Below are 14,187 nucleotides of genomic sequence, written 5' to 3'. Positions count from 1 at the left end.
CTATTCTACCAGTTTTTCGATGATCTGCTCCACTGAGGTGGACTCGGCTTCCGCTCGGTAGTTGAGCAGTATCCGGTGACGCAGTACAGGTTTCGCCAGCGATTTGATCTGTTCCTTGCTCGCGTAGGCCTTGCCCTCCCACAGGGCGAGGGCTTTGGAGGCGAGCACGAGAGCTTGAGCGGCGCGGGTGCCAGCGCCCCATTGCACGTATTTGCGAATGTAGTCCGGAGCGCTTTCCGATTCAGGGCGGGTGCGGGCCACGAGCTGCACGGCGTATTGGATGACGTCGCTGCTGATCGGGACCTCTCGCACCAGCGCCTGCATGGCGATGATTTCCTGAGCGGTGAAGACCGGTTCGATGCGTTGGCTCGGGCCTGCGGTGGTGCGGCGGACCACTTCGATTTCGTCTTCCTCTGGCAGGTAGTCGATGAGCACGTTGAAGAGAAAGCGGTCGAGCTGAGCTTCAGGTAGCGGATAGGTGCCCTCCATTTCCACTGGGTTCTGGGTGGCCAGCACGAAAAAAGGCTCCTGCAAGGTGTGTCGCGCTCCGGCAGCTGTCACCTGGTGCTCCTGCATGGCCTCCAGCAAGGCGGATTGGGTTTTCGGGGGCGTGCGGTTGATTTCGTCGGCTAGTAACAGGTTTGTGAATACTGGACCGCGGACGAAAGTCATCTGCCGTCCGGTCGGGGTGTCGGTGAGGATTTCCGTGCCGGTGATGTCTGCCGGCATGAGGTCGGGGGTGAACTGGATGCGCTGGAAGTTCAGCTGGAAGACTTGGGAGATGGACTTCACCAGCAGCGTCTTAGCGAGACCCGGGGCGCCGGTCACGATGCAGTGCCCGCCGGAGAGCAAGGCGATGAGCAATTGGCGGGTGACTTCCTTTTGTCCGACGATCACTTTGGAGAGCTCGGCTTCGAGTTTCAGGCGACCGTTCTGGAGCTTCTCGAAGAGCGCGGATTGGGAGTCGATAGGTTCGTCGGTAGTATTCATGAAATGGATGCGTATTTTGTTGGGTCGGACGGCTAGTGGGTCATGGCGTAGACGATGATATTGATGCCCATCGGGTAGGCCTTCTTTTCGGCGAATTCGTGAAAGTACCATTCGGATTCGCCCTCGCGTTCCCAGCCGTCGCCGAGATCGGTATTGTGGCAAATGATGACGCACATGCGTCCGTTGTCGTCATAGATCGCCCGGTAGTGCACATGTTCCGCTCCCGGCCCTTTGTCGGTCTCCCAAGTGATGCCGGTGCCTTCGTAGGATCGGGCGTGGTAGATGCTCGGGACCTGCGGTTTCTCTTTCAGGTCGAAGACGATATGGAAGATCGGATGCTCCAGGGGGAGATCGTGAATCTCGCGATCGGGGAACACGCGCCCGAGCTCGTAGCTTAGATTCTCCCATTCGGAATCGCCCCAGAAGTCGTCCACCATGAGAAATCCGCCATTGAGCAAGTAGTCCCGCAGGGCAGTCACTTCGCTTTCGCGAAAGATCAGCCTGCCCGGCTCGACCATGTAGAGAAAGGGGTAGTCGGCGAGATCGTCTTCGTCCAGGCGAACCACCGCGGAGTCGGGGTTCACCTTCAGAGAAGTCATCTGCTGCAGTCGGTAGGCGAGGTTGAGCTCGGCGTCCGGGTAGTCGGTGGACCAGCGGCCGCCGCGCCGTCCCCAGCCGCCGCCACCGTCGAAGGAGTCGTAGCGCACTCGGGCGAAGGTGAAGACGTCGTGCTTGAACTGGGTGGGTACCTCCCATTCCGGCACGCCGGCTCGATCGCTCAGCTGAGCTTTGGCGTCTGGAGCCGCGAGCCCGGCGATAAGGACCGTAGCCAAGACCAGCATGGCATGGAAAAACGGATACACGTCCGGCGAGCGAGGCGTTCTACTGGAAGAAGTTGTTGTCAAGATCGAGAGCGTTCAGGGGATCGGTTTGCGTTTGCCGGTTTTCGGCGGCGATGGCCTTTTGCAGCTTGTCGAGCAGAAGGTATGCCTTTTGGAAGCGGGGTGCGTCCTGCAGGGCGAGCATCACGTGACGTTTGGCCGCAGGGGCGTCGCTGGTCTGCAGCAGTTCCGCCAGCTGGTAGTGCAGCGAAGGTTTGTCTGGGGGGTTGAGGGCGATGAGCGAGCGAGCCGCTTCGGCCGCGTAGTCGGAGCGTTCGTTGTCGATCGCGGACCGCAGCAGCGCCCGCCACGGCGTTTCCGCCATGGGGTTGATGGCGATCCAGGCGTTGGCCCATTTGAACGCGCTTTCAGAGTCCTGTCGCGAAAGGGAAAGCTCCAGCAGGCGCTCCACCGGGCCAAGGCGCCCTGCCTCGTGACGGGTGATCGCTCGCAGGGTCTCGATCTCCTTTTGCTCCTGGCCCAGTTCGCGGTAGGCGCGAGCGAGCGGCCAGTGGGCGTTTTCCTCGCCTGGCAGGTAGCCGGCTTCGGCGACGAGAGGCTCCAGGGCCGCGACGGCTTGTTCCCAGTTTCCCTGCTCGAGCAAGGCCCGACCGTCTTGCAGGGCGAGGCGATAGTCCTTTTTCGGTTGCAGTAGCAGCAGCGCCGAAGCGAAGGGCGAGTCAGGCGGACTGAATCGATAGTCGCCGGCTAGCTGGCGGGCTTGCTCCTGGGCGAAGGAGGCGAAGGCCTCGTCGAGTTGGGGCAGCGGAGCGAAGCGCTTGGCGATGGCCTGATTGACCTCCACCCCTTCCCCGAGATCAGCCAGGAGGCCTCGCATCGCTTCCATGCCATGCTCCCGTATTAGGAAATCGACTACGAGGTAGGATTGGAAGTAGGCGAACTGGATGTCCTCTCCGTCTTCGGCTTTGAGGAAAGCGGAGCTCATGTCGCCGATGGTCTGCATGGCGCCGCTGAGGATGCGGTCTCGGTAGTTGGCGCTCATGCGCTGGCCCCAAGCGGGATTGGCCAATCGCTCCTCGTAGACGGAGATGCCCTCCGAGAGCCAGCGGGGCATGCGGTTTTGGCTAAGGGTAAGGGTGATGCTGTGGCAAAACTCGTGGTAGAGCACCGCCTCCCAGTTGTTGGCCCGGCTGGCAGGGCTGTTTATGGTGAAAACCGGTCCGAAGCAGACGCCGAGAAAGCCTGGCGTGCCAGGCATGCCGAAGGTGCGGGTTTCGAAGTCGGCAGGATTGGGATAGATCTCGACGGTGGTTTTCAGCGGGAGCTCGATACCGTAGCGCTCCGACAAGGTGGCGTAGGCGTTTTCGAGCAGGTTCAAGACGCGTTGCCCGTAGATGGGAGCCTCGGTGGAGCTCATGCGCACCAGAAAGCGCTCCGACTCCAGCGTGGCGAACTGCGAGAGACGTTCCTCCAAGGTGACGAGATTGTAGGCGGCTATGTTGTATGGATCTTCTCGATACACGCGCTCGGCATGCTTCCAGGCCTCCTCGTTACGGGCGAGCCGGAGCAGATCCTGAGCGAGCTGGATGCGAGCGGGGGTGAAGGTTTCGTCCAGCGAGAGGGCGATGCGCTGGGAAGTGGCGGCGTCTTCGAATCGGTATTTGCGCGAGAGCTGGAGGCCGATCTGGTAGTCGACGGAGGGATTGCTGGTCCAGGTGGAGAGGGCCGCGGCCCGCAGCTCGTCGCCCCGCGCGTTGTCGTTTTTTATGTAGGCGATGGAAGCTTTGAGCGAAAGGGCATGGGGCGAGAGCGGGTTGGTCTGCAAGGCCATGTCGAGCAAGGTCTCGGCGGCTGGGTAAGACTCGGCGGCGATGTGGTTTTCCGCCAGCAGGCAGAGCGTGGCAGTGTGCTTGGGGTTGATCTCCAGAGCTCGGCTGGCGTATTCTGCGAGCTTGCTGCGGTCGTCCTCTCGAAATGACTCAGCCAGGCCGTGCCACAGGTCGGGATTTTCGGGAAAGGACTCGAGCCCTTGCTGAAAGGTCTTCGAGGCGAGCTGGTAGTCGTGTTTGTCCAGAGCCAGATCTCCCGCGGCGAGGAAGGCGGAGGCGGGAGCGGTGCGCAGCTCCTGGGCGCGACGGTAGAAGCTTTCCAGAACGATCTTCGGCTCCACCTCGTACAGTTCGGCGATGCGGCCTACGGATACGATGTCCTCAGGGTTGTAGCCGTAGCGGCGCGAGTATTCGTTTACCAGAAAGCCGAGGGCGTCGTACTGGCTGCGAGCCTCTTCGTAGCGAGCGGTATAGAGACAGGCCTCTCGCAGGAGCAGGCGTGGCAGCAGCTCGTACTGTCGGTCGTCGACGAAAGCGCTCAGACTACGGTAGGCGTCTTCGTAGCGTCCGAGGGCCAGCAAGGAACGGGACTTGATGACCTCCCAGGTCGAAATCCATGGGTCGAGCTCCTGCCCGTTGGTGGCGTAGTCGATGGCTTGCTGGTAGTTTCCCGACTCGTAGAGCTTTCGGGCTGTGTCGAGGTTGGGAGGCGGAGCGTCGAAGTCCACCGCCATGACTGGACGCGTCGAGACGAGCGCGAGGGCGAAGAGCAGCGCGAGGGTGGCGGCGTGGCGTAGGCGGCTTGATCGAAATCCAGGTGACACAGGCGACAGGCGGTTTGACGACTATGAGGAAGACGTCTCGAGCAGCGTATCGATTGTGCGAGATTCGGCAAGCTGTCACTCGGTCGATCGTGTGGCATTCGCCCGGGCGTATCGGTGTTGGTCCAGCGCTTGTAGCGTCAGGGGACGCTATGCGCTTCGTCGCGATGCGAGGGATCGCTTGAGCGAAAGATGGGAGCAGGGCGCATGTCTGAGAGAATGCCAAATCGAAACGAGGCGGAGCTCGCGGTTGTGGAGGGGGGGGCGAACCCGCTCGCCGGGTGGCGAGACCGCTAGCGTCTTGTTAGGCGGTTTCCACTTCGAGCGGGCCTTGCGCGAATGGGTGAACGATGCTCTGATGGCCTTGTTTTTCTTCGTGGCCGCCTTGGAACTGAAAAAAGAGTTCGTGCAGGGCCAGCTCTCCTCGTAGAAGCAGGCCTCAGCTCCTTTGGGGCGGTCTTGTTCGGAATGCTGGTAGCCGGTCGGCGTCGTTTTTGCCATCGCCATGCCAATGGGAGGGGAAGGCCTGAGCGGTTCGGGGATTCCCATGGCTACGGATATCGCTTTCGCGCTGGTGCTGCTGGCGTTGGTTGGATCAGGGCTGCCCAAGCGCTTGCGGGATTTCCTCTTGGCGCTGGCAATTGTAGACGATGCCGGAGCCAATCTGGTGATCGCCATCTTCTACAGCGATTCCGTTTCATGGATCGCCGATTTGCTGGCATCGGCATTCGCGGCTCTCGGGGCGTGGCTGCGTATCCGTTCTCTCGTGACGTGCGTGAGGACGTGATTGCGAGGCGTCGCGATCGCACGCCTTAAAGGCTAGCCCCCACGGAGGAGGCTAGCCAGGTTTAGTGACCCAAAATGCGTTGGGCGATGGGATTAGTATTGACCGGATTTCTTATCAGAAACGCGAATCGAGTTTTCGATCGACATGTCGGTGTGTTCGCGGGCGATGCTTTCGGCGCGACGCTTGGTGGTCGCGGAGGAAACCTGGCCGCTGAGGATGAGTTTATCTCCATCGGTTTCCAGGCTCAGGTTGGCCAGTTCGTTGTCTTCGCTTTGCGATTGGTTGAAAGCCTGGCGGATCGCGTCGATGTCGCTGTCGAAGGACTGCTTGGCGCTGTATCTACTGTCTGAATACTCGGAGTTATCCGCTAGGTTTTCGTCGTAAGGCTCCTGTTCCGCTAGAGCTACGACCTGTTCCTTGCTGGTCGGTAGGGTGAAGCGTTCCTCCAGGCTGTCGAAGGATATGGCGCTTGCGGGAACCGCTACGATATCGTCGCCTACGCCTAGCAGCCCGCCGACGGAAATGAATACCGTGGTTTCCTCTCCGAGGCTTGGCAAGTGCTGGGTCCAGTCGTCCTTCTGGCTCTTGTCGCTGTGTTGCTGGGAGTTTTGCATCTTCTGGAACGATGCATGGCTCGGCAGCGAGAAGTCGGTCACGCTGCCGATTTTCTCTCCTTGGCTGTCGTAGATCGACTTTCCGATCAGGTCCTGGGCGGTGAATTGCTGGTCAAGGCTTTCCTGGGTCACGCGCTTCATCTTGCCGGTGATGCTGTCGTGCATTTCATCCTTGTGCTTGTCCTTTCCGGCGTGTCCAGCGGTCGTGACGAGAGCGATGGCGAGAGCAGTGGACGTAATGATATGTGGGTATTTCATATGGTGTTGATTGAATAGGTTTATCGAAGGAGGTTGATCATGTGAATTTGTTGGACCTCCGTTTCGGATATCAGCCAACGGTTTGCTAGAGCTGCGCCAAATGGTAGCTTTGCCGACTAGCCTGTCGCGTCGCCGCTTTCTCCGAGGGCGCACTCGTTATCTCTGTACCGAAAATTCCACTACGTGGCGCATTTCGTCAGGTGCATTTCGCTCCTAGGAATCGATTTCGTATGAAAAACGCAATGCGTAAGGGCGAGGGCTTCCGGCTTTCGAAAGCGGAGCTTGGGATCGCGTGCAGCAGGGCAGGCAGCAAGCGCCAACGGGTCCTTGCCGGAACCGTGGGCTAAAGGTGGCCAGGGGCTTCGAAAAGCAGCTTGCGCAGCGTCAGCGTCCAGGCCTCCGGCTGGTGACGCAGGACCAGCTTTTGCAGCAGAAGCAGTTCGCATGCGTCTTCGAAAGCGCTTTTCAGCTGCGACTTCGAATAGGGCGAGTCGGCTGCGAGCAAGGTTTCGATCTCGCCAGGCTCTTGCTCCCAGTCGGTGCCTTGCAGGGCGGCGTGGACGGTTTCTTGGTCCAGCTTGAGTCCGAGCAAGTCGAGGGCTTGCAAGGCTTCGATTGGGCTGGCGATGGGGCGACCATCCGTGCAGTTGGCGTAGAAGCGATTGAGGTCCTGCAGCCTGACTTCCAGCTCTTCCTGGGCGGCGAGGTAGCGCAGGCGCAGCTGGTCGCGCTTGGAGCTGGCGGTCTTTTGGAAGAGGGATGTGAGCTGATGACTCTCGGCGGAGGCGCCATGCGTTTGGCGGGAGTCATGCGGATCGTGAATCAGGCATTGGCGCTGCAGGGTGTGGCCGGATTCGTGAATGACCACGAACGCGCTGGCGTCGTGGGCGATCTCGATCGTGTTGGAATTGGCTTCGTATCGGCCCACTAGGGTGCTGCCTAGCCGTGGGTTGCGCTTGGATTGGAAAACTGAGAGAGCGACGGCCTCGTCGATGCTGCGGTAGTCCGAGTAGAAGAGAAAGGCGTCGCTATGCTGGGTTTGCCACCGCAGTTTTTGCGCGAGCAACTCGTCCATCTCGTCCTCATAAATGGAGCGCAGCACTTCAGTGTAACGAATCGAGCCGCGCTCCGATGCTCCCTTGCGAAGGGCCTCGATGCGCTCGCGGTAGCCTGCGAATGGGCTGATGGACTCGTCGCTCTGGAGGGCTCTGCAGGACGCGGCAGCGGCGGCGTCTGGATCGCTGCGACCGGACGAAGCGGCGAAGATCAGAAGCGATGCGACCGCCGCGGCCAGAAGAGACCTGGGCGAGGAGGCGGGGATCTGTTTACCTTTTGACAATTGGAATCGCATGCTTCGGTAAATGGATTCAAGGGGAAGCGGCGACTAACGGAATCGAAAACAGAGGGTGTCCGAGCGCCGTCCAGCTTTTGAAAGACTATTAGCGTTGGGACCTGAGCGGAAGGTGCGTTTCGCCTCTCCGTTTCGCGGGCAATGAACGGTCGAGTTGCGAAACGCAACTCGCGGGATCGCTTGTGACGGCCGAGTGACGCCTCGAGCGACGCTGGCGCAGCAATTGCGGGGTCAAAGGCATGGAACGCGCTGAACGAAATCAGGCCGGAATCTCGACGCGTGCGAGACGATCCCGCCATCCGTATTGGTCCTGGGGATACGCAGACCTCCCGGTCAAGGCATAGCGTCTGCGAAAGGCGATCGAATGGAACAGACTGCATTGATGGATCAGTTCGCGCTCTTCGCCAAGGTGGTGGGAGCGATGGTCTTAGGTGGCGTCATCGGCTTCGAGCGCGACTTGAGCGACCGGCCGGCGGGATTCCGCACCCACATGGTGGTGGCGGGGGCATCCGCATTGCTGGTCAGGTTGGGCGAGTACGTGGTGCGATTCTATCAATCCGAGGGGCTGAGCGATACCGTGGACGCCGATCCGTTTCGCATCATCGGGGCAGTCGTGACGGGTATCGCGTTTCTGGGAGCGGGCACCATCATTCAGAAGCAGAGCAAGATGAAGGTGCGCGGATTGACCACCGCGGCTTCGCTGCTGTTTTGCGGAGCGATCGGGATCGCCACCGCCTTGGAACTTTGGGTCTTCGCCTGTCTGTTGACCTTGGCGACGCTGTTTATCCTGACGGTGCTCAACCGTTTCGAGGGCTGGGTGGAGAGGAAGACCAAGCAGGGCGACGAGTGACCGTCGCAGTCGCGCCGAGCTGCCAAGGGATCCTGTATTCGGGTTTATACTACGAGCGTGGTTTTTGGGGGCGTTTGCGGCTTCTTTTTCTAACTCTAAGGATAGCAACGTCTTCTGAAACAGCTTTTGAAATGGCGCTCTCCGTCGCTCCGCAGGCCTCCGCAAATGATATCATTGACCGGCGGAGCTAAAGGGCGCAAAACGGTTCGCATATGAGTCGCTAGAACTTCCGCTCGCGACCGTGCCTGCCTTCTCTTTGTACAGCTCAGGAATGGAGTCGCTCCTGATTGCCACCTCTTGATGACCTCCAGCGAAAAAGTCCGCAGCAGCAGCTCTGTCGCCAAGCGAGCGCCGGGCAGCGCTCCAGCTAGGCCCGAGTCCCAGTGCGTGGTGGTCGGCGTCGGGGCGTCCGCGGGCGGGTTGAGCGCTTTCAAGCAGTTTCTAGAGGCTCTTCCGAGCGACACGGGCATGGCGTTCGTATTGATCCAGCACCTGGACCCGAATCACGAGAGCATGATGGCGGACTTGTTGTCGAAGTCCACCAAGATGCCAGTAGTGCCTGCCGAGCACGCCATGACGATCGAGCCGGATCGCGTGTACATGATCCCGCCAAACAGGTTTTTATCCATGCGGGATGGCGGGCTGTTTCTGGAGCAGCCGGTGAAGCGTCGCGGGATCCGCATGCCGATCGACCATTTCTTTCGCTCCTTGGCGGAGCAGCGGCGGGAGCTGGCGGTCGGAGTGGTGCTCTCCGGCACGGGGGGAGACGGCGCTAGGGGACTGAGGGAGATCAAGGCTCATGGCGGCATGATCATGGTGCAGGACCCCAAGACAGCGGAGTACGACGGCATGCCGCGAAGCGCCATCGCCACCGGCTTGGTCGATTACGAGCTGCCGATCAGCAAGATGCCGGATGTCATCGCCCAGTACGTGCGCCACCCCTACGTCGAAGGACGAGAGAAGGGGTCGGAGGACTTCCAGGGCAGCGCCGACGACTACAAGTCGATCGTCAGTTTGCTCAAGGCCCATACGGACTACGACTTTCGCTGCTACAAGCAGGGCACCCTCATTCGCCGGATCCAGCGCAGGATGGGGCTTCATCAGCTGCGAAGGGTGGAGGACTACCTGAAGCTACTCCAAGAGGATCGTGAGGAAATGAGGCAGTTGTTTCGCGATCTGCTGATCAGCGTCACCGCCTTTTTCCGAGAGCCGGAGTCGTGGAAGGCCCTGGAGAGCGAGGTGGTGGCCCGAATCGTTCAGGAAAAGCGGGACCACTCCACGGTCCGAGTCTGGGTGCCAGGCTGCGCCACTGGCGAGGAAGCGTACAGCCTGGGCATCGCGTTTTTCGATGAGTTCGAGCGGCAGGGCAAGAGCCTGACCCTGCAGCTCTTTGGCACCGATTTGGACGAGGACGCGATAGCGAAGGCCCGTCAGGCGGTGTATCCGGCTAGCATCGGCGACGATGTGCCGAGCAAGCGCTTGGAAAAGCATTTTTCGAAGACGGAGGACGGCCGCTACCTGGTCAACAAGCGCCTGCGCGAATCCATGGTGTTCGCTTCGCAGAATGTCATCGCGGATCCGCCGTTCTCGAAGCTGGACCTGGTAAGCTGTCGCAACCTCTTGATCTATCTGGAACCGCACGTTCAGCAGCGGCTCTTCCGCATGTTTCATTTCGCCCTGAACAAGGATCGCTACCTCTTCCTTGGGCAGAGCGAATCGCTGGGTCGGGAGGCGAGGCTCTTCGATGAGGTTTCCAAGCAGTGGCGGATTTTTAGAAAGAAGGGCTCGATCGATCTGGGGGCCTTGCGCACGCCGGTATCCGGCAACGTCAATACGATGAAGGAAGAGAGTACGCCTAACCTTGGCTCCGGCCCTGTTTCACCGGTTGAACGATCGAAAAAGCTGCTGCTCGAGCGCTTCGCTCCCGCGTGCGTGGTGGTCGACCGAAATTTCGATATTCAGTACCAGCAAGGTCCGGTGAAGGACTATTTCGAGTTTCCGAGCGGCGAGCCGACGCGCAATCTCATGTCGATCTGCGCCGAAGGGCTTCGCAGCAGCCTGCGTCGGGGCATCGCTCGGGCCCTGCAAAAGAGCGAGATGATCGCCGACGTCGCGCCCAAGGTGCGACGAGGAGACCAGCAGGTCAGTGTGAGCTTTAGCGTGGAGGCGGTGCCGGCCGACAAGGCGAGCGAACAGCTCTACATCATCGCCTTTCACGATACCATGGCCGCCCTGCCTCCCGGAGGCATGGCTCTATCGTCGCTTGCGGAAGGGGAGTCGGGCGGGGATGCCGAAGGTTCGGAAGCCGAAGGAGCCCGGCGGGAGGGCGACGGTTCCGACGGTCGGCTGGCCCGCCGTCGACTGGAACGCGAGCTTCAGGCCGTGCGCGAGGACTTGCAGCGCAGCGTCGAGGAGTTCGAGACCTCCAACGAAGAGCTGAAGGCCTCCAACGAGGAGGTGATGTCGATGAACGAGGAGCTGCAGTCCACCAACGAGGAGTTCGAAACCTCGCGCGAGGAACTGCAGTCGCTCAACGAAGAGCTGAGCACGGTCAACAATCAGCTTGAGGACAAGATCCAGCAGCTCGAGGACGCGAACAACGACCTGTCGAACCTGCTCAGCAGCACGGAGATCGCGACCTTGTTTCTGGATACGAACTTCCGGATACGGCGCTACACCCCGGTGACCTCGAATCTGCTGCACGTGATCGAGACGGATATCGGTCGGCCTGTCAGCGATCTCGCTTCCAGTTTCGACGACGCCAATCTCTATTCCGACGCACGAGAGGTGCTCGAAAAACTGATGCCCATCGAGCGCGAGGTCTACGTGACGCTTCGAGATGAGGCCTCGGGAGTGGTCTCCGGACCGAACCCGGAGCCGCAGGTGCCGGTCGAGGAGCGAAGGAACTGTTTCATCCGCCGCATCCTCCCGTATCGCACCAGCGACAACAAGATCGATGGCGTGGTGGTGACCTATACCAACATCACGCGGTTGCGCGAGTCGTTGTCTCTCTTGGAGCGCCGCGAGCGCCAGGCCGCGGTGGTGGCTCAGATCGGCAAGGCCGCCCTTGCTGGCTCTTCTCGCAACGAGCTGTTCAAACTGACCGTAGAGGGATTGAAGGACGCCTTGAATGGGGACTTCGTGAAGATCCTCCAGTATCGCCCCAACGAGGACAAACTCCTGCTCAAGGAAGGGATCGGGTGGCGAATGGGACTCGTTGGTAAGGCAAAAGTGGATACAGGCGTTTCCTCTCAGGCTGGCTACACCCTGCAGACCAACGCGCCTGTCCTTGTGGACAATTTGGAGACCGAGAAGCGGTTCCGTGGACCGGAGCTGCTTACGAGCCATGGTGTGAAGAGTGGCATCAGCGTGGTGATCGGAAAGCTGGATAACCCATGGGGCATCCTCGCCACCCATTCCAAGGAATCGGGCCAGTATTCTCTCGATGACGCCTATTTCGTGCAGGCGCTAGCCAACATCCTCTGGGAAGCGATCGAACGCTATCAGACCAGAGATCGGCTGACGCGCCGCCTGACTGAAATCGACTCCATCTACGAAAGCGCTCCGGTGGGTCTTTGTTTGCTGGATACAGACCTCAGGTTCGTCCGGATCAACGATCTGCTCGCTCGCATCAACGGTCGCAGCGTCGACGAGCACATCGGCAGGTCCGTGGAGGAAATCCTGCCGGAGATGGCGGAAACGCTGGTGCCGATCTTGAAACGCATACTGGAGGGCGGCGAACCGGTTATCGGTATGGAGCTGAGCATCTCTTCCGCTGCGGGCCAAAAGGGAGATTATCTAGCGAACTACTATCCATTTCGTTCCGGCGGTGAGATCGTAGGCGTGAATTGCGTCGTGCAGGACGTGAGCTCCCGAAAGCGCTCGGAAGACGCTCTGCGTCAAAGCAACGAGCGTCTGGAACTGGCGTGGGACGCCACCACGGGTGGGGTCGTGGAGCACAACGTGCCGCTGGATAGCTCCCCCATCTTGAGTCCGCAGGTCGCCCGGATGCTCGGCTACGAGCTTGACGATATCCCTAGTTCCTTAGGCATACTGGAATGGATCCGGAATCGAGTGCATCCTGAAAATCTGGATACGACGGAAAAAGCCTACGCCAATTTCCTCTTAGGTACCGACGATCGTCTGGTGCTCGAAACGCGCATGCGACACGCGAGCGGGCGCTGGATCTGGATACATGCGAGCTTCAAGGCGGTCGAACGCCGGGAGGACGGAGCCCCGGCTCGCGTTATCGGTATGCTGCTGGACATGTCCGAGCTCAAGGAAGCGGAAAACGTGGTGCGGGAGAGCGAAGAGCGGCTTCGCATCGCTCGAGACGCTGCCCGCATCGGTATCCACGTTTATGATATCAAATCGAATCACGTCAAATGGGATGATCGCGTCCGCGAGCTTTGGGGGATCGATCGCGACGAGGAGATAACCTACCAGACCTTCGAAGCAGGGCTTCATCCCGATGATCGCGAGCGCACCAACGCCTGCGTGAAAGCGGCTCTGGATCCGGATACGGGCGGACACCTGGAGGTGGAGTACCGAGTGGTGAACCGGAAGGACAGGAAGACCCGATGGATCGCGGCCACGGGCGAGGTGTTTTTCGAGCGAGGCGAAGCGGTGCGCATGGTGGGCACCGTTCAGGACATATCCGTTCAGAAGGAGACTGAGGAGAAGCTGAGGCGGGCGGACCGCAGAAAGGACGAGTTTTTGGCGGTTCTGGCCCATGAGCTGCGCAACCCCATGGCGGTGCTCTCGAGCGGCTTGAACGTGATGAAGCTGGCCAAGGGAGACGAGGATTTGGTGAGCGAGACCCATGGCATCATGGAGCGGCAGGTGGGGCAGTTGACCAATCTGGTGAACGACCTGCTCGACGTGGCCCGCTACGAGCGGGACAAATTGAATCTGCAGATGAAGCTGACCTCCATCTCCGAGGTCATCAGCGAAGCCACCGACTCGACCTTTCACCTGTTCCAAGAGAAGAAGCATTCCTTGAAAGTGACGCTGCCCAAGAAGCCGGTTTATGTAATGGCGGATCCAGGACGCATGTGCCAGGTGGTGTCCAATCTCTTGACCAATGCGGCGAAGTTCACCCGAGACGCAGGCGAAATCGAAGTCGCGGTCAGCGCCCGCGGCGGCAAGTCCGTCAAGATCCGGGTCAAGGACAACGGAGTGGGGCTGAGTCGGCAAGCCAAGGAAAAGATCTTCGACATGTTCGCTCAAGTCGAAGAGGGCTCCGAGGGAAAGACCGCCGGACTGGGCATCGGCTTGACCCTGGTGAAAGGACTGGTGGAAAAGCACGGCGGCACCATCGAAGTCGATAGCCCGGGCCGCAACAAGGGATCGGTCTTCACCGTATCCTTGCCCATTGTGGAGCGAAAGACGGAAGCGGGCTTGGAGAAGAATCGGTCCCCTGGCCGGTCCGAAAACTCGAAACCGTTTAAGATCCTGATCGTCGACGACAACGAAGCAGCCTTGAAGACTATGTCCACCTTGCTGAGCCTCAAGGGGCACGAGGTGCGAACGGCGGGCGATGGCAAGAGCGCCTTGCTCCTGGCTCCGCGTTTCAAACCCGATGTCATCGTCATGGACATCGATATGCCCAAGATGAACGGGCACCAGGCGGCTCGTGAGCTGCGTCAGCAAAAATGGTCGAGCAAGGTCTGTCTGGTCGCTCATTCAGGATTGGGTCGGCAGTCGGACAAGGCCGCCGCGCAGTCCTCGGGATTCGACTGCCACCTCACGAAACCTGCCACCGTGGAACACTTGGAAGAAGTGCTGGCCATCGCGGCGAAAAAGCGATCCGGATAGCGGTATTCGGTAGGGCGAGCGCTCGGCT

At 60.1% G+C, this 14,187-nt stretch carries 7 protein-coding genes and 1 pseudogene; 3 read left to right on the top strand and 5 right to left on the bottom strand.

Going from position 1 to position 14,187, the window contains the following annotated elements; genetic code table 11:
• From QEH54_RS13415 to QEH54_RS13405, 3 genes are read right to left on the bottom strand one after another with little or no spacing between them, the layout of a single operon-like run.
• Positions 1–990 carry a MoxR family ATPase gene (locus QEH54_RS13415; RefSeq protein ID WP_309019199.1) on the bottom strand — a complete coding sequence of 330 codons (990 nt, stop codon included), beginning with the start codon at positions 988–990 and terminating at the stop codon, positions 1–3.
• Positions 991–1,022: 32 nt separating this feature from the next.
• On the bottom strand, positions 1,023–1,832 hold the full coding sequence (locus tag QEH54_RS13410) for a DUF4159 domain-containing protein (protein ID WP_345785658.1): 810 nt from the start codon (positions 1,830–1,832) through the stop codon (positions 1,023–1,025).
• 40 nt (positions 1,833–1,872) lie between these two features.
• Positions 1,873–4,485 (bottom strand): tetratricopeptide repeat protein, encoded by a 2,613-nt coding sequence (locus QEH54_RS13405; protein ID WP_309019197.1) that lies wholly within the window; start codon positions 4,483–4,485, stop codon positions 1,873–1,875.
• Here QEH54_RS13405 and QEH54_RS13400 point away from each other — a divergent pair.
• Positions 4,394–5,269: pseudogene (locus QEH54_RS13400) on the top strand (Na+/H+ antiporter NhaA). The gene QEH54_RS13405 and the pseudogene QEH54_RS13400 overlap by 92 nt on opposite strands.
• A 92-nt stretch (positions 5,270–5,361) precedes the next feature.
• On the opposite strand, the gene QEH54_RS13395 reads toward QEH54_RS13400, so the two are convergent.
• Complete coding sequence (locus QEH54_RS13395) at positions 5,362–6,141, bottom strand: PRC-barrel domain-containing protein (protein ID WP_309019196.1); 780 nt, start codon at positions 6,139–6,141, stop codon at positions 5,362–5,364.
• A 343-nt stretch (positions 6,142–6,484) separates the two neighbouring features.
• Positions 6,485–7,480 carry a hypothetical protein gene (locus QEH54_RS13390; RefSeq protein ID WP_309019195.1) on the bottom strand — a complete coding sequence of 332 codons (996 nt, stop codon included), beginning with the start codon at positions 7,478–7,480 and terminating at the stop codon, positions 6,485–6,487.
• Positions 7,481–7,856: 376 nt separating this feature from the next.
• On the opposite strand from QEH54_RS13390, the gene QEH54_RS13385 reads away from it, so the two are divergent.
• Together QEH54_RS13385 and QEH54_RS13380 are read left to right on the top strand one after the other, a co-directional pair.
• Positions 7,857–8,342 carry an MgtC/SapB family protein gene (locus QEH54_RS13385; RefSeq protein ID WP_309019194.1) on the top strand — a complete coding sequence of 162 codons (486 nt, stop codon included), beginning with the start codon at positions 7,857–7,859 and terminating at the stop codon, positions 8,340–8,342.
• Between the two features lie 300 nt (positions 8,343–8,642).
• A complete protein-coding gene (locus QEH54_RS13380; protein WP_309019193.1) occupies positions 8,643–14,159 on the top strand; it encodes a chemotaxis protein CheB in 5,517 nt (1,838 codons plus the stop codon).
• The last annotated feature ends 28 nt before the right edge of the window (positions 14,160–14,187 follow it).

The sequence above is a fragment of the Pelagicoccus sp. SDUM812003 genome (assembly GCF_031127815.1).
Lineage (GTDB): Bacteria > Verrucomicrobiota > Verrucomicrobiia > Opitutales > Opitutaceae > Pelagicoccus.
The sequence above is the reverse complement of the archived record's forward strand: the minus strand, read 5'-3'. Positions and strand labels throughout refer to the sequence as shown.